The organism is Marinobacter gelidimuriae (genome assembly GCF_000372805.1).
Lineage (GTDB): Bacteria > Pseudomonadota > Gammaproteobacteria > Pseudomonadales > Oleiphilaceae > Marinobacter > Marinobacter gelidimuriae.
In genome coordinates, this window is sequence record NZ_KB889870.1 from 33,835 (window position 1) to 52,327 (window position 18,493).

An 18,493-nucleotide genomic window follows, 5' to 3' on the forward strand; every position below is an offset into this window, starting at 1 on the left:
TTATTTTTTTAACCCCATTTCTTCGATGGACATTTCCCGCATTTTGAACTTCTGGATCTTGCCGGTCACTGTCATCGGGAACGCCTCCACAAATTTGTAGTTCCGCGGAATCTTGTAGTGGGCGATTTTGCCTTTGCAGAATGCGATCAGGTCATCGGCATCGACCGGGTCTGCATCGGGCCGGAGTTTCACCCAGGCCACCAGTTTTTCACCGAATTTTTCGTCTGGAACGCCGGTTACCTGAACTTCTTCAATGGCAGGGTGGGTGTACAAAAACTCTTCAACTTCTTTCGGATAGATGTTCTCACCGCCGCGAATCACCATGTCTTTTATTCGGCCAACAATCTGGATATAGCCGTCCTCATCCATGGTGGCCAGGTCGCCGGTGTGCATCCAGCCTGCATCGTCTATGGTTTCGCGGGTTTTTTCGGCGTTGTTCCAGTATTTCAGCATGACGCTGTAACCGCGGGTGCACAGCTCTCCAATCTCGCCGCGGGGCACTATATTGCCACTGGCCGGCTCAACAATTTTGCTTTCCAGGTGGGGCTGGGTGCGGCCTACGGTGGTCACCTGCTTTTCGAACGGATCCTGGGCGCTGGTCTGGGTAGATACCGGGCTGGTTTCGGTCATGCCGTAGGCAATTTGAACTTCCTTCATGTTCATCTTGCCGTTGACCTTTTTCATCACCTCGGCCGGGCAGATAGAGCCGGCCATAATGCCGGTGCGCAGGGTCGACAAGTCGTAGGTTTCAAACTCTGGCTCAGCCAATTCCGCAATGAACATGGTGGGCACGCCGTAAAGCGCAGTCGCTTTTTCCTGGTGCACGGCCTGCAACACGGCTTTTGGCTCGAAGCCTTCGCCGGGGTAGATCATGGTAGAACCGTGAGTGACGCAGCCAAGGTTGCCCATCACCATGCCAAAGCAGTGGTACAGGGGCACCGGAATGACCAACCGGTCCTTCTCGCTCAGGCGCTGGCTTTCGCCGACAAAAAAGCCGTTGTTAAGGATGTTGTGGTGGGTAAGGGCGGCGCCTTTCGGGCTGCCGGTGGTGCCAGAGGTGAACTGGATGTTGATAGGGTCGTCGAATTGGAGTTGGCTTTGGATCTTGTCGACGTTTTTCTGGTCGACCTGATCGGCAAACCCAATAAATTCGTCCCAGCTCCACATGCCTGCGTGTTGTTCTGTGTCCATATTGATCACTACACGCAAGTCCGCCAGGCGCCGGGCTTTGATCTTGCCAGCGGTGCTGGCTTTCAGTTCGGGCGCCAGTTCATAGAGTGTTTTGCGGTAATCAGACGCTTTGAATCGGTCAGCGGTGACCAGCACGCTGATGCCCGACAGGTTCATGGCGTATTCCAGCTCATGGGCACCGTAGGCCGGGTTTATATTCACCAGAATGGCGCCTATTTTGGCGGTGGCAAACTGGGTAACGGTCCATTCGTAACGGTTGGGTGACCAGATGCCCACCCGATCGCCACGCTTGACGTCGATGGCCAGGAAAGCTCGCGCGGCCTGGTTGACCTTGGCCAAGAATTCTTTATAGGTCCAGCGAATGTCTTGATGCAGGCACACCAGGGCTTCGTTATCGGGAAACTTCTCAGCGGTGCGGTCGAGCATTTCACCGATGGTCATGCCCAGCAGTGGGGTGGTGGATGGGCCGCTGCTATAACTAGGTAAAGGATTACTTGAAAGTGTCTGGCTCATTGTTTGCCTCCGATTATTGTTGTCTAGGCCGGGCCGGCGCACCGGCTAAAAAAGTTAACGGTACCGTTAGCGGGCCTGGCTGTGGTATTCGGGATTAGGTCGCATATCGCTGGTGATCGCTACGCGGTTCGACATGTTGTAGAAACCGATCACGTTGCCTAAATCCCAGATGCCGCCGTCACTAAAACCAGCATCGCGCAAGGCTTGCACCTGCTCTTCGCCGACGGTGGCGGGTGAGCGGGTCAGGAGCGAGGCGTAATCCAGCATGGCTCGCTGGCGTTTATCCAGCGTTGCGGTTCGGTAGTTCATCACCAGGTGCTCGCCTAAAGTCGGGTCGCCACTCATAACACGCACCGCGGCGCCGTGGGCCACCAGGCAGTAAAAGCATTTGTTTTCCGAGGACACCACCACGGCGATCATTTCCCGCTCGAGTTTGCTGAGCTCGCCTTCGCCCATCATCAGCTCGTTGTAAAGGCGGGAAAAACCATCCAGCTGTTTCAGGTTCTGGCTGTAGGCGGTCAGCACGTTTGGAATCATGCCCAGCTTTTGCTGGCAGATCTCAAAGTACTTGCGAACGTCGTCCGGTAACTCAGCAAGCTCGGGAATAGGAAGATCAAGAGCGACAGCGTTGTTTTTATGATTCATGTCAGATCCTTTTATTAAGTTCAAGGTGCCATTAGCGAGCGTCAGGTTCTGCCAGAGCCAGTCCGACCTTGGAGCCGTTGCGGCGCTTCAGGCGATGGCTGATCCAGTTTCCTGTCGCCACCAGCTGGCGCAAATCAACGCCGGTTTCAATGCCCAGTCCGTCCAGCATGTACAGCACGTCTTCGGTGGCTACATTGCCAGACGCACCCTTGGCGTAGGGGCAGCCACCCAGGCCGGCTACCGAGGCATCTATGACCGCAACGCCTTCTTCCAACACCGCGTACAAATTGGCCAGGGCCTGGCCGTAGGTGTCGTGAAAGTGTGCCGCCAGGTGTTCAACCGGCACATGACGGGCAACGGCTTCGAGCATACGCTTGGCCTTGGCCGGGGTGCCGGTACCAATGGTGTCGCCCAGTGAAATTTCATGGCAGCCCATGTCAAACAGGGCTTTGGCTACTTCGGCCACTTTGGCCGGGGCAACCTCGCCTTCGTAAGGGCAGCCCAGCACGGTGGACACGTAACCACGCACCGGAATGCCGTTGTGCTTTGCGGCTTCCATGACCGGAACAAAGCGCTCAAGGCTTTCGGCGATGGAGCAGTTAATGTTTTTCTGGCTGAACGATTCTGAAGCCGCGCCAAACACGGCCACTTCGCTGGCACCCGCGGCCAGAGCGCCTTCAAAGCCACGCAAGTTGGGCGTCAGCACTGCATAACACACACCGGGCTTGCGCTCGATCAGTGCCATCACGTCGCTGGCGTCAGCCATTTGCGGCACCCAGCGTGGTGATACAAAGCTGGCGGCTTCCACATGGGTAAGCCCGCAGTCTACCAAACGCTTGATCAGCCGCGCCTTGACCGCGGTGGGAATCACCGGGCCGGGCTCGTTCTGCAAGCCATCGCGGGGGCTCATTTCTACCAGTCTTACACGCTTGGGAAAGGCCATTAGCCTGCCTCCTGTTGCTCGCTTTCAGTCTCTACTTGCACTGCGATCAATTCTGCGCCTTCCGCCACCTGATCACCCTCGGCGTAGAAGATGTCGGTGACTACGCCATCGGCTGGCGCCTTAATGGCGTGCTCCATTTTCATGGCTTCCATAATTACCAGAGTTTGGCCGCTGACTACTTTATCGCCTACTTTGGCCTGAATCGCCACTACTGCGCCGTTCATGGGTGCGGCCAAGCTGCCCTCGCTGGCCATTTCTTCAAAGCCGTAAGTTTCACGATAGACCACACACGGGAAAGTCTGCCCTTGATGGAACAGCACCAGCTGATCGTTATGCAGGTTGCCGTGCACGCTCAGACGGTGGCCGTTAACCACCGCTTGCAGGTGATCATCGTCGAGCCGGGCAGTCAGGTTGTATAGGCTACCGTTAACCGTTACCTGATAGCCGTCGTCTTGCTCCAACACCTTCAATTCGTGGATGTCGTCGCCCACTTTGAACTGCAAGGGTTGGGCGTATTCCGAGTTCATGCGCCAGCTGTTCTGGCGACCGAACGGCGACCAGGGATCCTGGGCGTTCACTTCACCGGCTTTACGCTGCTCCAGTACGAAGCCAGCGGCCAGTACCAGGGCTTTTTGAGTGTCTAACCGTGATTTCGGGAACAGCAAATCGTGGTGGTCGTCGATGAACCCGGTCGTTAGCTTGGCCTCGCGGAAGGGCTGGGCGTCGGCCAGAGCGTGCAAAAAGCGGATGTTGGTTTTCACCCCTGCGATGCGGTAGCTCTCCAGCGCCTGCACCATGCGGTTGATGGCCTGTTCCCGGGTTTCATCCCACACAATCAGTTTGGCAATCATCGGGTCGTAATGAATGCTGATTTCGTCGCCTTCGGTCACACCGGTGTCTACCCGTACGTGGGCGTTTTCATCGGGCGTGGTCAAATAGCGCAGGGTGCCAGTGGCGGGCAGAAAGTCCTGGTCCGGGTCTTCGGCGTAAATCCGCGCTTCCAGTGCGTGGCCACGGGTTTTTACGTCGTCCTGCGCCAGTGGCAGCAGGTCGCCCCAGGCCACTTTCAATTGCCATTCCACCAGATCCTGGCCGGTGACCATTTCGGTGACCGGGTGCTCTACTTGCAGCCGGGTGTTCATTTCCATAAAGAAGAACGAGCCGTCGACGTCGTAGAGGAATTCAACGGTGCCGGCGCCGACATAGTGGATTGCCTTAGCGGCAGTGACCGCGGCTTCGCCCATGGCTTTGCGGGTTTCATCACTCAGACCGGGCGCGGGGGCTTCTTCCAGCACTTTCTGGTGGCGCCGTTGTACCGAGCAGTCGCGCTCGGCCAGGTACACGCCGTTGCCGTGCTGGTCGCAAAACACCTGGATTTCCACGTGGCGGGGCTGGGTCAGATAGCGCTCGATCAGCATATCCGGGTTGCCGAACGCGTTTTTGGACTCACGCTGGGCGGCGGCCAGGGCTTCATCAAACTCGCCTATGTGCTCCACTACTCGCATGCCTTTGCCACCGCCGCCGGCGACGGCTTTCAGTAGCAGCGGAAAACCGCACTTTTCGGCTTCGGCGCGCAGGGTTGCCAGTGCCTGGTCGGCACCGTGGTAGCCGGGCACCAACGGCACGCCGGCTTTGCCCATAATCTCCTTGGCGGCGGATTTGGAACCCATGGCGGCGATGGCCGAGGAGGGCGGGCCAATAAATACCAGATTATTAGCCTCGCAGGACTCGGCAAAGCCGGTGTTTTCGGACAGAAATCCGTAACCGGGGTGAATGGCCTGGGCGCCGCTTTTCAGCGCGACCTCAATAATGATATCACCGCGTAAATAGCTTTCAGAGCTGGCAGCGGGGCCAATACGAAAGGCCTCGTCGGCCATGGCCACGTGGCGGGCGTTGGCGTCGGCATCGGAATAGACAGCCACGCAGCGGATGCCCATGGCGTGTGCGGTTTCTATGATCCGGCAGGCGATTTCGCCGCGGTTGGCGATCAGTAGTTTTGTAAACATCAGTGTTGGTCCTCCGGAACCCAGCTGGCGGCACGTTTTTCAAGGAAAGCGGCAAGGCCTTCCTGGCCTTCTTGTCCCACGCGGATATCGGCAATGCGCCGGGCCGTGTCTTCAATCACATCTGCACTTAGTGGCTGTTGGCTGACGGCAAAAATGAGCGCTTTGGCGGCGCCCATGGCTTGCGGGCCATTGCCGGCAAGCTGCCGCAGCATCTGGTCGCAGCGGGTTTGCAGGTCGTCGTTGTCGCTCGCAACAATGTGGACCAGCCCGAACTCGCAGGCCTGCTGGGCATCGAATACTTCCGCCGTCAGAAAATAGCGCCGCGCCTGGCGTTCGCCGATGGCACGCACCACGTAAGGGCTGATCACCGCTGGAATCAGCCCCAGCTTCACTTCGCTTAAGCAGAACTTGCTTTGTTCGGTCGCAATCACCATATCGCAGCAGGCTGCCAGGCCCACGGCACCGCCAAAAGCGGCACCCTGAACCAGTCCAATCACTGGCTGTGGCAGGCTGTTCAGCACCGACATCAGGCGCGCGAGCTGCCGCGAATCGTTCAGGTTTTCCTGTTGGCTGTTGTCGGCCATGCGCCGCATCCAGCCCAGATCGGCTCCGGCGGAAAAGTGTTTGCCTTCGGAGCGCAGTACCACCACGTTAGTGCTGCTGTCTTGCCCGATCTGTTCGAACGCGGCAATCAGCTGGCCGATGATCACGTCGTCAAAGGCGTTGCGTTTTTCGGGGCGGTTTAACACCACCTCGGTCACGCCGGAGCTGCGGGTGTTGATCACAACGGCAGAGTTTGGCGCCAAGTTTGAGACAGAATTTGGGACAGAATTTGGTTCGGTCATGGTCATCCCCCCGTTACATGCGGAACACGCCGAAGCGTGTTGGCTGGGCGGGGCGGTTGAGTGTGGCCGACAGGCTAAGAGCCACTACTTCGCGGGTTTGGGCTGGGTCTATCACGCCGTCGTCCCACAGGCGGGCACTGGCGAAGTAGGGGTGGCCCTGGTGTTCGTAGGTGTCAATAATGGGTTGTTTGAAGGCGGCTTCGTCGTCCCGGCTCCAGGTTTCGCCATCGCGTTCCATGCCGTCGCGGCGAACCTGTGCCAGCACACCGGCAGCCTGTTCGCCACCCATTACGGAAATGCGGGCGTTAGGCCACATCCACAGGAAATCAGGGCTGTAGGCGCGGCCGCACATGCCGTAGTTGCCGGCGCCGAAGCTGCCGCCGATCAGTACGGTAATTTTTGGCACGTTGGCGCAGGCGACGGCCATCACCATTTTGGCGCCGTGTTTGGCAATGCCTTCGGCTTCGTGCTTCTGGCCCACCATAAAGCCGGTCACATTTTGCAGGAACAGCAGCGGAATATTGCGCTGGCAGCAAAGCTCTATGAAGTGCGCGCCTTTTTGGGCGGATTCGCTGAACAGTATGCCGTTGTTGGCAATAATGCCTACGGGATAGCCGTGCACATGGGCAAAGCCGGTGACCAGAGTCTGACCGTAATAGCGTTTGAATTCGTCGAATTCCGAGCCGTCGACAACGCGGGCGATAACGTCGCGCACGTCAAACTGTTTGCGCAGGTCGGTGCCGACAATGCCGTAAATTTCGCTAGCGTCGAACAGGGGCGCTTTGGGTTTGCGAATTTGCACGTCTGCGGGTTTACGGCGGTTCAGGTTAGACACGCAGCGGCGCGCGATGTCTAAAGCGTGGGCGTCGTTTTCGGCGTAATGGTCGGCCACACCGGACACTTTGCAGTGTACGTCGGCACCGCCCAGATCTTCGGCGCTGACCACTTCACCGGTGGCGGCTTTGACCAGAGGTGGGCCGGCCAGAAAGATGGTTCCCTGGTTGCGCACGATGATGGATTCGTCGGCCATGGCCGGTACGTAGGCGCCGCCGGCGGTGCACAGGCCCATCACCACGGCAATCTGGGGGATGTCTTCGGCGGACATGCGGGCCTGGTTGTAGAAGATGCGCCCGAAGTGATCACGATCGGGGAACACTTCATCCTGGCGCGGCAGGTAGGCGCCGCCGGAGTCTACCAGGTAGATGCAGGGCAGGCGGTTGGCGAGGGCGATTTCCTGGGCCCGCAGGTGTTTCTTAACGGTCAGCGGGTAGTAGGTGCCGCCTTTTACGGTGGCGTCGTTCGCGATGATCATGCATTCGGTGCCGTTAACGCGGCCGACACCGGCGATCAGACCGGCGGCGGGTATGTCGTCTTCATAGACGTCATAGGCGGCGAGCTGGCCGATTTCGAGGAACGGCGAGCCGTCGTCCAGCAAGCGGTTAATGCGTTCCCGGGGCAGCAGTTTGCCACGGGCGATGTGGCGTTCCTGGTAGCTGGGGCCGCCGCCTTGCTGGATGGTGGCCACTTTGTCCCGCAGGTCGGCTACGGCGTCGGCCATGGATTGGTGTTTGGCCTGAAATTCTTCAGATCTGGAGTTGATTTTGCTTTGGAGTATTGTCATAGCCTTGGTTCCCGTGCATCGGGTTTCGGTGCATCGGGTCTGGGGCGTTTGGCGTTCCGGGAAACGCTACGAGCACATCCATGTGCGCTTCGCTGTGGCCATCCATGGCCACAGAAATTCCCGGAACGCCAAACACCCCAGACCCTCGTTGTAGATTGGTTGCTGAATTCCCCGGTGTTTCACTTGTTCAGAAACAGCTCTCGTCCAATCAACATGCGGCGGATTTCCGAGGTGCCGGCACCGATTTCATACAGCTTGGCGTCGCGCAGCAGGCGGCCGGTGGGGTAGTCGTTGATGTAGCCGTTGCCGCCCAGCAGCTGGATTGCGTCCAGGGCCAGTTTTGTGGCCATTTCGGCGGAGTAGAGGATTGCACCGGCGGCGTCTTTGCGGGTGGTTTCACCGCGGTCGGCAGATTGGGCAACCATGTAGACATAGGATTTGGCGGTGTTCATGTAGGTGTACATGTCGGCCACTTTGCCTTGTACCAGTTCGAATTCGCCGATGGCCTGGCCGAACTGTTTGCGTTCGCGGATGTAGGGCACAACCACGTCCATAGCAGCTTGCATAATGCCCAGCGGGCCACCTGCAAGTACCAGGCGTTCGTAGTCGAGGCCGCTCATCAGCACCCGGGCACCGCCACCGAGTTGGCCGAGGATGTTTTCTTTGGGTACTTTGCAATCTTGAAACACCAGTTCGCAGGTGTTGGAGCCGCGCATGCCCAGTTTGTCGAGTTTCTGGTGGCGGCTGAAGCCAGGTGCGTCGCGTTCTACGATGAAGGCGGTGATGCCTTTGGAACCGGCTTTCACGTCAGTTTTGGCGTATATCACGTAAACGTGAGCGTCCGGGCCGTTGGTGATCCACATTTTGTTGCCGTTCAGCACGTAGTGGTCACCGGCGTCTTTGGCGCTCAGTTTCATGGAGATGACGTCGGAACCGGCGTTGGGTTCAGACATCGCCAAAGCGCCTATGTGTTCGCCGCTGAGCAGCTTGGGCAGATAGTGCTGTTTCTGCTCTTCGGTGCCGTTGTTGTGAACCTGGTTCACACACAAGTTAGAGTGGGCACCATAGGACAAACCTACCGATGCGGAGGCGCGGCTGATTTCTTCCATCGCAATTACGTGGGCCAGGTAGCCCATGCCGGAACCGCCGTAGGCTTCGTCGACGGTGATGCCGAGCAGGCCCATGTCGCCAAACTTTTTCCACAAATCCATGGGGAATTCGTTGGACTGGTCAATGTCTGCCGCACGCGGTGCAATTTCGCGGGTGGCGAAACCGTTGATTTGTTCGCGCAGCATGTCCAGGGTTTCGCCAAGGCCGAAGTTCAGTTCCGAGTATTGCGATTTCATGATGGTCACCTTGTTGTTGGGGCGTCAGCGCTGTGTTGCCGTCTGTTTTTTAATTTGCAGTTCGCTTAATGCTTCGAGGCAGCGGGCCTCGGCGTTTTCCATTTCCATCTCAACGATCGCGATGTCTTCTTTCTGCTGCGCCAGCGCCTCACGGCGGCGTTTGATGGTTTGCAGCATCAGCAACAGCTGTTTTTCATTACCACTGGTGGTTTCATCCCACAGGTCAAACAACTCTTTGGTCTCGGCCAGCGACAGCCCCATGCGCTTACCGCGCAGGATCAGCTTCAGGCGCACCCGGTCTTTGGAGCTAAAGATGCGGGTCTGGCCCCTACGGCTGGGCTTTAGCAAGCCCTGATCTTCGTAAAAGCGAACGCTACGGGTTGTTACATCGAACTCCTGAGCCAGTTCGCTGATGCTGTAGGTTTTCTTTTGGACCATTGAGTATTTCCTTTTTTTGTCAGGTTAGTTAAAGTTTACGTAAACGTAAAGCATTTGATTGTATTGTTATCCACAGCAACGGGAGTATCCGATGGAATTTCAGAACGTAGCGGCTATTGTAACAGGTGGTGCATCTGGCCTTGGCGAAGGTGCAGCGCGGGCGCTGGCGGCAGCCGGCTGTAAAATAGCGATCTTCGATTTACAGAAAGAACGCGGTGAAGCCGTTGCAAAAGAGTTGGGCGGAATCTTTGTTGAGTGCGACGTCAGTTCCGCCGCAAGTGCTGAAGCGGCATTTGCTAAAGCCCGTGAGGCCCATGGGCTTTGCGGCGTTGCTGTAAACTGTGCAGGCGTCGCCACCGCAGGCAAAATTCTGGGGCGCGAGGGTGTGCTGCCACTGGAAAATTTCAGTAAGGTGGTGCAAGTCAATCTGATCGGAACCTTTAACATATTGCGATTGGCCGCTGCGGATATGGCCCAGCGTGAACCCAATGCCGACGGTGAACGGGGCGTTATTATCAATACCGCGTCTATTGCCGCTTATGAAGGCCAGGTTGGCCAGACAGCGTATAGTGCGTCTAAGGGCGGCGTTGTTGCCCTAACGCTGCAGGCCGCCCGTGAGCTGGCGCGTGAGGGTATTCGGGTGAACACCATTGCCCCTGGGCTGTTTATGACGCCGATGATTGCCGGCATGCCCCAGGAAGTACAAGACAGCCTGGCGGCAACCTTGGTGTTTCCCAAGCGCCTGGGTAAGCCGGAAGAGTTCGGCATGATGGTGGACCAGATGGTGCGGAACCCGGTGTTAAACGGTGAAGTCATCCGTCTTGATAGCGCTTTGCGTATGGCCCCGCGATAAGCGGTCTTTCAGCAATTCGTCATAAGCAGGAGTCTGTATGACTGCGACTGTCGATCAAGAAGAGTTAGCGTTGTTCCGTGAGTCGGTAATCAAGGCACTGGAAAAAGAAATCAAACCCCACTACGAGCAGTGGGAAAAAGACGGCATTGCCCCACGCAAGCTTTGGAACACCCTGGGCGACGCCGGCATGCTGTGCGTAGACGTGCCCGAGGACTGTGGCGGCTGCGACGCGCCGTTTCAGTATTCGGTGGTGGTGGGCGAGGAATTGGCGCGGATGGGCTTTGGTGCGCTGTCCACCAATGTGATGGTGCACTCCGACATTGTCGCGCCTTACCTGAGCCACTTGGGCAACGACGGGCAAAAACAGCAGTGGCTACCAAAAATGGTTTCCGGTGAAGCCGTGGGCGCCATCGCCATGACCGAACCCGGCGCCGGCAGTGATTTGCAGGCCATGCGCACCCGTGCCGTAAAAGAGAGCGACGACTACATTCTGAACGGCTCCAAAACGTTCATTACCAATGGCCAGCACGCCGATATGGTGATCGTGGCCGCCAAAACCGATCCTTCCGCCGGTGCCAAGGGCGTCAGCCTGTTTTTGGTGGACGCCAAGCTGGAAGGTTATGGCGTTGGTCGCAATCTGGACAAGATTGGCCAGCATGCCGGTGACACCTCCGAATTGTTCTTTGCGGATATGCGGGTGCCGGCGTCGGCGTTATTGGGCGAGGCCGGTAAAGGCTTTACCTACTTGATGCAGGAGCTACCCCGTGAACGCCTGGTAATTGGCGCGCTGGGCGTTGCGGCTGCCCGTGGAGCCCTCGACCTGACCGTTGCTTACTGCCAGGAGCGGGTGCTGTTCGGCCAGAAGTTGGCGCAGCTGCAGAACACCCGTTTCGAAATGGCCCGCATGGAAACCGAATACCGCATCAACAAGGCTTTTGTGGATCAGTGCATCAACGAATACGTCGCCGGCACTCTGGATGCTGCGACGGCGTCTATGGCCAAATACAGCGCGACTGAAATGCAGTGCCGGGTGACCGATGGCTGCCTGCAATTGTTTGGCGGTTACGGCTATACCAGTGAGTACCCGATTTCACGGGCCTTTGCGGATGCCCGCGTGCAGCGCATTTACGGCGGTACGTCGGAAATTATGAAGGAAATTATTGCACGCTCAATTTTCGGGCGCGCCTGATTAACGATGGCCAATAACAACCAAACCTTTCAATAAAACGGGGACAAGCAATGATGACTGACACCTCTAATGATAATTTCGTAGTCATAGCCGGCGCCGCCCGCACACCCATGGGCGGCATGATGGGTTCGCTGAGCAGCGTACCTTCGCCGCAGTTGGGCGCGGTTGCGATAAAAGCCGCCATCGAGCGTTCCGGCCTGAAGCCGGCTGACATTGACGAAGTCATCATGGGTTGCGTATTACCGGCCGGCTTGGGCCAGGCACCCGCGCGCCAGGCCTCCCGCGGTGCCGGTATACCAGACAGCTCTGGCTGCACCACCGTCAACAAAATGTGCGGATCGGGCATGCAGGCGGTGATGATCGCCCACGACCAGATCAAAGCCGGCACCAACAACATCATGATTGCCGGTGGCATGGAAAACATGAGCCAGGCACCGTACCTTCTGCCCAAAGCCCGCGGCGGAATGCGCATGGGCCATGGCCAGGTAATGGACAGCATGTTCCTGGACGGCCTGGAAGACGCCTACGAAGGCAGTCTGATGGGCGTTTTTGCACAAAAGAGCGCGGATGACTACAAAATCACCCGCGAGCAAATGGACAACTTTGCCATTGAATCCCTCAACCGTGCCAATGCCGCCATCGACAACGGCTGGTTCGCGCCGGAAATCTGTGCGGTTAGCGTCGCTGGTCGCGGTGGCGATTCAGTGGTAGATACAGACGAACAGCCCGGCAATGCCCGCCCGGACAAAATCCCCACGCTGAAGCCCGCGTTCAAAAAAGACGGCACCGTAACCGCCGCCAACGCCAGCTCCATCAGCGACGGCGCCTCAGTATTGGTACTGGCTTCTGCAAAAGAAGCCAAAGCTCGTGGTTTGCACCCACAGGCAAAAATCATCGCCCACGCCACCCACGCCCAGCTACCCGCAGAGTTCACTCTGGCCCCCATCGGCGCCATCGACAAAGTCCTGAAAAAAGCCGGCTGGGGCAAAGACGACGTAGATCTCTACGAAATCAACGAAGCCTTCGCGGTAGTCTCCCTGCTGGCCATCAACGAACTGGGCCTGGATGCCAATAAAGTGAACGTGTACGGCGGCGCCTGCGCCCTTGGCCACCCAATCGGTTCCTCCGGCTCCCGCATCCTGGTCACCCTGATCAACGCATTGAAGCAAAAAGGCCTGAAACGTGGCGTTGCGGCACTGTGTATTGGCGGTGGCGAGGCCACGGCGGTCGCCATTGAATTGGTCTGACCTTGGGTTGTTTTTTCCGTATTTTGACAGTGGTGGAGGGCAGCGAGGCGGGGGTACCTTTCTTCTGGGAAAAGAACTCGCTTCGCTCAGACACCTTTTCCCTGACAGAAAGACACCTCCACTCCGCGTACCCGCCACCAAATCAACAGGCTACCGAGTGTAAATGCTCACGCAACAGAGCGAGCCTGCTGAGCGCCCAGAACAACCTCACCCACCGTATGCAGCTTCAGCAACTGCGACTGAAGCATAGAAATCGGCCGGCTACCCTCCAGAGTCAGAGCAATATCAAAATGCTCCCCGCTGCTCTCAACTGACATACCCGCAATCCGAAAACCCCGAACCCGCACCACGCGGCACAAGCGTTCAAGGCCAGCCGGCTCTGACTGCATACGACAATGCAAAACATGCCGGTTGGATATAGTTGTTCCGGATGTCGTTATGCTGGATGTGATGGCCTGGCTCATGCTGCATTCTCCTCGGTTTTCTTCTTCGCTGGTTTGGTATTTTCCATCATGTCTCGGTTGCTACCGCCGGGTTTTACCGTCGGCCAAACGTTCTCTTCGCGAGCAATAGCCACGTGCAACAGCATCGGGCCCTTGTAAGCAAAAATAGTCTCGATGCCCCGGCGAATCTGATCGGTGCGGTTGATGTGCAACGCTGGAATATCAAAAGCCCGCGCCATAGCGACAAAATCCGGGTTGTCGTCCAGGTTAATGTGGCTTTCGCGGTTGCCGTAAAACAGCTCCTGCTGCTGGCGCACCATGCCCAGGCACTGGTTATCCAGAATGATTATTTTCAGCGGCAAGCGATAACGGCGAATAGTAGCCAGCTCCTGGGCGTTCATCATGAACGAGCCGTCGCCGGCTACGTTGATAACCGCGGTACCAGGCTTTGCGAACTGCGCGCCTATGGCCGCCGGCAGGCCAAAACCCATGGTGCCCAGGCCGCCGCTGGTCAGGTGCTGGCGCGGGTGATTGAACTGGTAGTGCTGTGCCACCCACATCTGGTGCTGGCCCACGTCGCAAGAAATAATCGTGTCATCACCGGCAATGCGGGACAGCTGGCGAACAAACGCCGGGCCGGTGATGGGTGCCAGGGCTTCCTCGTTATCCGCCGCCTGAAAGCCACCGGTGGTGAGCCAGGTGCGGCATTGCTTCTGCCAGGCTTCAATATTCAGCGGCTGTGCTTGTACCTCGCGGGTAAGGGCGCGCAACACGTCATTTAAATTGGCGTTGATGGTCACAGCCGCGGCTTTTATCTTGTTGAACTCGGCGCTGTCGGCATCGATGTGAATAATCTTTGCGTTGGGAGCAAAGGTTTCCGGCTTGCCGGTCGCACGGTCATCCAGGCGGGCGCCGAACACCAGAAGCAGATCACATTCGTCCACCGCGCGATTGGCCGCACGACAGCCGTGCATGCCTAGCATGCCCAAGTGGTTCGGGTTGTGCCGGCCCGGGTTGCCAATGCCCTTTAGAGTTACAACACCGGGCAGGGCAGAGTGTTCAGCAAACTCGCGAAAGCTGTCCTCAGCGCCGGCTAACGTGATGCCACCGCCGCTGTACAATAATGGCTGACGGGCCTCGCGCAGCAGGCGCAGAGTCTCGTTGATACCTTTATCAATAGCGGCGTTATGTGTGGCTGAATCGGTTCGTGGCTCTGTACTCTCAGAATGTTCGCACCCTTCATGATCAGCTGTTTCCGGGTTTACCTGAGTCAGCAGAATATCTTTGGGAATATCGATCCATACCGGTCCTGGCCGACCGCTTTGCGCCAAAGTAATCGCTTCAATAAGAATGCCGGGCAGGCTGTCGGCGTCATCCACCAGATAGCTGTGTTTAACAATGCCCAGAGTCATGCCCAGTACATCGGTCTCTTGAAACGCATCGGTGCCAATCAGCTCGGAGGGCACCTGGCCGGTGATGACCAGCAGCGGCACCGAATCCTGAAACGCGTTGGCCACGCCGGTAATCAGGTTGGTAGCGCCCGGGCCGGACGTGGCAATGCACACGCCCAAGTTGCCGCTTGCGCGGGCGTAGCCGTCGGCGGCCAGGGCGCAGCCTTGCTCATGGCGGCACAGCACATGTTCCACACTCACATCACCCACCAGAGCATCGTATAGCGGCATGATGCAACCGCCGGGATAGCCAAATACCGTGGCAATACTGTGCTGCTGGAAAGTCTGAAGTATGTGCTGCGCGCCGTTCATGGTCTGAGTCCCTGCGAGTGTTGGTTTACCGTTTAAAGTGTTTTCAAAAAGGCCAAAAAAAAGCCCCCGGGACCTTTCGGTGCCGGGGGCTTTGGTGTTTGCAGTATCGGTTTAGAAATCTCGCCTCAACTGTGTATCCACGCAAAAGCCCCCGGGGGATACCATCACCACCAGGACTAGCTTCACGAGGACAACAACAACGTTAAAGTTCATTTAATACGTGTCTCTTTAAAATTCATTTACCGAATCTGTGTAGAATCTAACCTGATTTTTATGCGCCTGGCAACCTGTTTTTTCAGTGGTGTTCGCAACAACCGGTTTTTTCTATGAGAGCAGTATGAACAAATTCAAATGGAGCTCTGTCGGCCTGTCCGTCGTGTTAATTGTGGCGTTGCTAGTCTGGATGGCCAGCGGCGAAATCAAACAGACAGAAACCAAAGCGCCGGAACGATCGGCACAGCAGAACACCGAGTTGAGCCGGGTAGAGGTCACAACCCTGAACGCTCGTAATTATCAGCCCGAATTGTTGGTACAAGGGCAGGTCTTACCGTGGCGATCCGTTATGGTGTCGGCCCGGGTATCCGCAACGGTGAAATCACTGGTGGTGGAACTGGGTGACACCGTCAGCCAGGGGCAAACATTACTCACCCTCACCCTCACCCTCACCGACGACCGCAGCCTTGACGGCATTGAATGGCGCCTGAAGGTGAATCGCGAAGCGGCTGCCCGTTTCGGTACCGACGTGGCCAGCATCGGCAATGCCGTGCGGCTGGTGGCCATAGGGCTGATGCTGCTGATTCTGGTGACCCAGTTCAACTCGCTGTACCAAAGCTTTTTGATTTTGTCGGCCATTGTGCTGGGCATAAACGTAGATTTGATTACGCCGTCACTAGGGCTAAACGCGCCATCCACCCAATGGTGGACCCAGATGTCCAGCGCCATTGCCGGCGGGCTGACGTTCGCAACCCTGCTTACGCTGCTGCTAACACCGGCGCTGCTGGTATTGGGTGAGCAAAGCGGGCAAAAAGTGAAACAGTTGCTGGGAGCTAGGGGGCGGGTTTCAAATCCGTCCCCTAGAGCCTGTCCCCGGGAGTCGCACTATCCATTTGCACTGCGGGCGTCTTTGATTACGTCATAAGCATGGGTGATTTCACCGGTGCGCTCTTCGGCCATCTCGCGCATGCTTTCCGGTAATCCGCGGCCGGCCAGTTTGTCCGGATGGTTCTCGCTCATCAATTTGCGGTACACCTTTTTGATGTCGTCATCGCTGTCTTGGGGCGACACGCCCAGCACTTTATAGGCGTCGTCGGTCTGTTGGACGCTGGAGCGCTGGCCGCCGCCGGTCTGGCTGTAATGGGCACCACGCAGCATGGCTTCCAGCTGGTCAACCTGGCTTTCCGGCAACCCCAGGCCACGGGCAATTTTAACCAGCATCTCGTGCTCGGCCGGGTGCACTACGCCATCGGCGGCTACAGCCGATACCTGAACCTGCAGAAACATCTGCAGCAAAGCCGGCTGGCCGCCGCTGACGCGCATAAAGCGTTGCAGTTCGGCGTCCAGATCAAACTCTGGTGCTTTGCCGCGGTTGAACGCGGCGCGGGCGTTGGTCTTCTGGCTTTCGTTCAGGCGAAAGCGGGTAAACATGGCTTCTGCCACGGCGATTTCATTTTGTGAAACCACGCCGTCGGCTTTGCACACCGCACCCATGACCGCGAACACAGACTCAACAAAACCGCTTTGAATATTTTGCAGTTTTCCGATTAACCGGCTTTTTATTCGGTTCAGTAAAAATGCACCAATCGCGCCGCCAATAACGAAGCCGGCGAAGCCGCCAAAGGCCGAGCCAATCAGGCCACCCAGAATGATTGCAAACAGCATTAAGGTATCCTTTGTAAAAGATTTAGATCGTGGAAATATACGGGTTTTTGCCACTTAATACATGAATAGCGCGTTACAAGGGTATTTTTTCGCACAATTCTCGGCTTCTGGACCGGGTTTAAGGCGCTTGTAACAATGCCGTTAGCAAACCGGCCGCCAGCGACAATACCATGGGCACCGTCACCAGCAATCCAGTCTGGCGGCTGCCAATACCCAGTGCCATGCCGGATTTCACCAGATTGTTCACCGCCGCGGCGATCACAATGCCTATTACCGCGGTATTGCTGTCCAGACCAGCGAGGGACATGCGGGTGAGCGACAGAGTAATGGCATCCACATCTGCGATGCCTGAACTGGCGGCCAGCACATAGATGCCGGTATCGCCCAGCCAGTTTTTCAGGAACTCACCCAACAGCAGGATGCCGGTCAGAAGAGCACCAAAAACCAGGGCCGAGGTTAAGTCCAACGGATTCTGGCTTAGCACCGGCTGGCTGACATTGCTGTTGTGGCTGTGCCGATACCAGATTATCAGGGCCGGGCCGTAAAGCAGCGCCGTCATCACCAGAACCGGGAGCACCAGGCTGGGAAGCAGAGCCGGCGCAATCACAAAGCAGTAAATCAGAATGCGCGGAAACATGGTGCCGCAAGCAATCAAAATGCCGGCCGCCAGTTGCGGCGCTATTTGCGGCGCCTTTGCAGACTGCCGCGCAAAGTGCAGGGTCAGCGCGGTAGACGAGCTCAAGCCGGCGAACAGACTGGTGAACAGAATACCCTTTTGAGTGCCGGCCAAACGCATAGCGAAATAGCCGACAAAGGAAATGGAGGCAATCATCACCACCATCCACCAGATTTCCCGCGGGTTCAGCACACCGCCGGGGCCCATGCTTTGATTGGGTAACAAGGGCAGCATCACCACGGAAATCAGCAGTAGCTTCAGCGCTGCGTCCAGCTCGCTGGCCTGAAGTTTATGTACCAGGCTGTGAATCTCTTCCTTATTGTCCAGAATGATAGCCGTGACCACCGCTGCTGCCGTGGCAATCACAGGATCTATGGCCACCGCAATGGCGCCAAAACAAAAGGTCAGCACCATGCCGATGATTCCGGTAATGCTGAAGTTGCGGATGTACTGCAAACGGCTGTTGTAGGCAACCAGGCCTGTCGCAACCACGGCAATCAGCAATACCGGGAATGCCCAGGCTGAAAGTTCGCGGGTAATCAGCGCGGCCACCCCGCCCAGTAAGCCGACGAGCGCAAAGGTGCGAATACCCGCAATACGATCGCCGGATTTCTGTTCGCGGGCATCCCAGCCCCGTTCCAGGCCCACAATGGCGCCCAGCAACAAAGCAATGGCCAAACGGATAGTGGATTGATTAGTGGCCAAAAAATCGGTGGTTACGTTGTCCATGGTAATAACTGTCCTGCACAGCGGTTTTTGCCAGGCAACACAATCTGCTAAACTCTGTCGCCTTTTCACAGCTATTTTCACGCTTACAACCCATTACCACAACCGCAGACGGTTGCTGGCGATAGCGGCTGTCGCAATGACCCGACCTGAGTAACCCTTAAGCAACT

Annotated in this window: 15 protein-coding genes and 1 pseudogene; 4 read left to right on the forward strand and 12 right to left on the reverse strand. The window is 57.2% G+C overall.

Features of this window, described 5'->3' with window-relative positions:
- The 8 genes from A3OI_RS0104830 to A3OI_RS0104865 all read right to left on the reverse strand — a co-directional run bounded on the left by A3OI_RS0104830 (nt 1) and on the right by A3OI_RS0104865 (nt 9,548).
- Nucleotides 1-1,704, reverse strand: coding sequence for an AMP-binding protein (locus A3OI_RS0104830; RefSeq protein ID WP_018403190.1), 1,704 nt, complete (start codon nt 1,702-1,704; stop codon nt 1-3).
- Between the two features lie 66 nt (nt 1,705-1,770).
- The gene (locus tag A3OI_RS0104835) at nt 1,771-2,349 is read right to left on the reverse strand and encodes a peroxidase-related enzyme (RefSeq protein ID WP_018403191.1); all 579 of its coding nucleotides are present in this window, start codon (nt 2,347-2,349) and stop codon (nt 1,771-1,773) included.
- Between the two features lie 31 nt (nt 2,350-2,380).
- On the reverse strand, nt 2,381-3,292 hold the full coding sequence (locus A3OI_RS0104840; protein WP_018403192.1) for a hydroxymethylglutaryl-CoA lyase: 912 nt from the start codon (nt 3,290-3,292) through the stop codon (nt 2,381-2,383).
- Nucleotides 3,292-5,298: an acetyl/propionyl/methylcrotonyl-CoA carboxylase subunit alpha gene (locus A3OI_RS0104845; protein WP_018403193.1), complete on the reverse strand. Its 2,007-nt coding sequence runs from the start codon at nt 5,296-5,298 to the stop codon at nt 3,292-3,294. The genes A3OI_RS0104840 and A3OI_RS0104845 overlap by 1 nt, the downstream gene beginning before the upstream one ends.
- Complete coding sequence (locus A3OI_RS0104850; protein WP_051078066.1) at nt 5,298-6,143, reverse strand: enoyl-CoA hydratase/isomerase family protein; 846 nt, start codon at nt 6,141-6,143, stop codon at nt 5,298-5,300. The genes A3OI_RS0104845 and A3OI_RS0104850 overlap by 1 nt, the downstream gene beginning before the upstream one ends.
- A 13-nt stretch (nt 6,144-6,156) precedes the next feature.
- Nucleotides 6,157-7,764: a carboxyl transferase domain-containing protein gene (locus tag A3OI_RS0104855; RefSeq protein ID WP_018403195.1), complete on the reverse strand. Its 1,608-nt coding sequence runs from the start codon at nt 7,762-7,764 to the stop codon at nt 6,157-6,159.
- 179 nt (nt 7,765-7,943) lie between these two features.
- Entirely contained in the window at nt 7,944-9,110 is a 1,167-nt protein-coding gene (locus A3OI_RS0104860; RefSeq protein WP_018403196.1) for an isovaleryl-CoA dehydrogenase, read from the reverse strand.
- A gap of 24 nt (nt 9,111-9,134) precedes the next feature.
- Nucleotides 9,135-9,548, reverse strand: coding sequence for a MerR family transcriptional regulator (locus tag A3OI_RS0104865; RefSeq protein ID WP_018403197.1), 414 nt, complete (start codon nt 9,546-9,548; stop codon nt 9,135-9,137).
- Between the two features lie 91 nt (nt 9,549-9,639).
- On the opposite strand from A3OI_RS0104865, the gene A3OI_RS0104870 reads away from it, so the two are divergent.
- The 3 genes from A3OI_RS0104870 to A3OI_RS0104880 are packed head-to-tail and all read left to right on the forward strand — an operon-like array spanning nt 9,640 to nt 12,837.
- On the forward strand, nt 9,640-10,401 hold the full coding sequence (locus A3OI_RS0104870) for an SDR family NAD(P)-dependent oxidoreductase (RefSeq protein WP_018403198.1): 762 nt from the start codon (nt 9,640-9,642) through the stop codon (nt 10,399-10,401).
- 37 nt (nt 10,402-10,438) lie between these two features.
- On the forward strand, nt 10,439-11,590 hold the full coding sequence (locus A3OI_RS0104875; protein WP_018403199.1) for an acyl-CoA dehydrogenase family protein: 1,152 nt from the start codon (nt 10,439-10,441) through the stop codon (nt 11,588-11,590).
- Between the two features lie 53 nt (nt 11,591-11,643).
- Nucleotides 11,644-12,837, forward strand: coding sequence for an acetyl-CoA C-acyltransferase (locus A3OI_RS0104880; RefSeq protein ID WP_026224004.1), 1,194 nt, complete (start codon nt 11,644-11,646; stop codon nt 12,835-12,837).
- A gap of 167 nt (nt 12,838-13,004) precedes the next feature.
- Here A3OI_RS0104880 and A3OI_RS0104885 read toward each other — a convergent pair whose 3' ends face one another.
- The gene (locus tag A3OI_RS0104885; RefSeq protein WP_218185812.1) at nt 13,005-13,301 is read right to left on the reverse strand and encodes an ACT domain-containing protein; all 297 of its coding nucleotides are present in this window, start codon (nt 13,299-13,301) and stop codon (nt 13,005-13,007) included.
- Nucleotides 13,298-15,043 carry an acetolactate synthase 2 catalytic subunit gene (gene ilvG / locus A3OI_RS0104890; RefSeq protein WP_018403202.1) on the reverse strand — a complete coding sequence of 582 codons (1,746 nt, stop codon included), beginning with the start codon at nt 15,041-15,043 and terminating at the stop codon, nt 13,298-13,300. Before ilvG ends, A3OI_RS0104885 begins: the two co-directional genes overlap by 4 nt.
- 661 nt (nt 15,044-15,704) lie before the next feature.
- Between ilvG and A3OI_RS21675 the strand changes: the two are divergent.
- Nucleotides 15,705-16,181 (forward strand): annotated as a pseudogene (locus A3OI_RS21675) (hypothetical protein); the annotation flags it as partial.
- On the opposite strand, the gene djlA reads toward A3OI_RS21675, so the two are convergent.
- Both djlA and A3OI_RS0104905 read right to left on the reverse strand, forming a co-directional pair.
- Nucleotides 16,142-16,921, reverse strand: coding sequence for a co-chaperone DjlA (gene djlA, locus A3OI_RS0104900; RefSeq protein WP_018403204.1), 780 nt, complete (start codon nt 16,919-16,921; stop codon nt 16,142-16,144). The pseudogene A3OI_RS21675 and the gene djlA overlap by 40 nt on opposite strands.
- A 118-nt stretch (nt 16,922-17,039) precedes the next feature.
- Nucleotides 17,040-18,326 carry an MgtC/SapB family protein gene (locus A3OI_RS0104905; RefSeq protein ID WP_018403205.1) on the reverse strand — a complete coding sequence of 429 codons (1,287 nt, stop codon included), beginning with the start codon at nt 18,324-18,326 and terminating at the stop codon, nt 17,040-17,042.
- Nucleotides 18,327-18,493 lie beyond the last annotated feature (167 nt).

Bases quoted from the DNA above. Each gene is read 5' to 3' on its own strand.
- A3OI_RS0104885 (WP_218185812.1), bottom strand. From the start codon at position 13,301: ATGAGCCAGGCCATCACATCCAGCATAACGACATCCGGAACAACTATA.
- A3OI_RS0104905 (WP_018403205.1), bottom strand. From the start codon at position 18,326: ATGGACAACGTAACCACCGATTTTTTGGCCACTAATCAATCCACTATC.
- A3OI_RS0104830 (WP_018403190.1), bottom strand. From the start codon at position 1,704: ATGAGCCAGACACTTTCAAGTAATCCTTTACCTAGTTATAGCAGCGGC.
- A3OI_RS0104875 (WP_018403199.1), top strand. From the start codon at position 10,439: ATGACTGCGACTGTCGATCAAGAAGAGTTAGCGTTGTTCCGTGAGTCG.
- A3OI_RS0104865 (WP_018403197.1), bottom strand. From the start codon at position 9,548: ATGGTCCAAAAGAAAACCTACAGCATCAGCGAACTGGCTCAGGAGTTC.
- A3OI_RS0104850 (WP_051078066.1), bottom strand. From the start codon at position 6,143: ATGACCGAACCAAATTCTGTCCCAAATTCTGTCTCAAACTTGGCGCCA.
- A3OI_RS0104840 (WP_018403192.1), bottom strand. From the start codon at position 3,292: ATGGCCTTTCCCAAGCGTGTAAGACTGGTAGAAATGAGCCCCCGCGAT.
- A3OI_RS0104855 (WP_018403195.1), bottom strand. From the start codon at position 7,764: ATGACAATACTCCAAAGCAAAATCAACTCCAGATCTGAAGAATTTCAG.
- A3OI_RS0104845 (WP_018403193.1), bottom strand. From the start codon at position 5,298: ATGTTTACAAAACTACTGATCGCCAACCGCGGCGAAATCGCCTGCCGG.
- A3OI_RS0104870 (WP_018403198.1), top strand. From the start codon at position 9,640: ATGGAATTTCAGAACGTAGCGGCTATTGTAACAGGTGGTGCATCTGGC.
- A3OI_RS0104860 (WP_018403196.1), bottom strand. From the start codon at position 9,110: ATGAAATCGCAATACTCGGAACTGAACTTCGGCCTTGGCGAAACCCTG.
- A3OI_RS0104880 (WP_026224004.1), top strand. From the start codon at position 11,644: ATGACTGACACCTCTAATGATAATTTCGTAGTCATAGCCGGCGCCGCC.
- ilvG (WP_018403202.1), bottom strand. From the start codon at position 15,043: ATGAACGGCGCGCAGCACATACTTCAGACTTTCCAGCAGCACAGTATT.
- djlA (WP_018403204.1), bottom strand. From the start codon at position 16,921: ATGCTGTTTGCAATCATTCTGGGTGGCCTGATTGGCTCGGCCTTTGGC.
- A3OI_RS0104835 (WP_018403191.1), bottom strand. From the start codon at position 2,349: ATGAATCATAAAAACAACGCTGTCGCTCTTGATCTTCCTATTCCCGAG.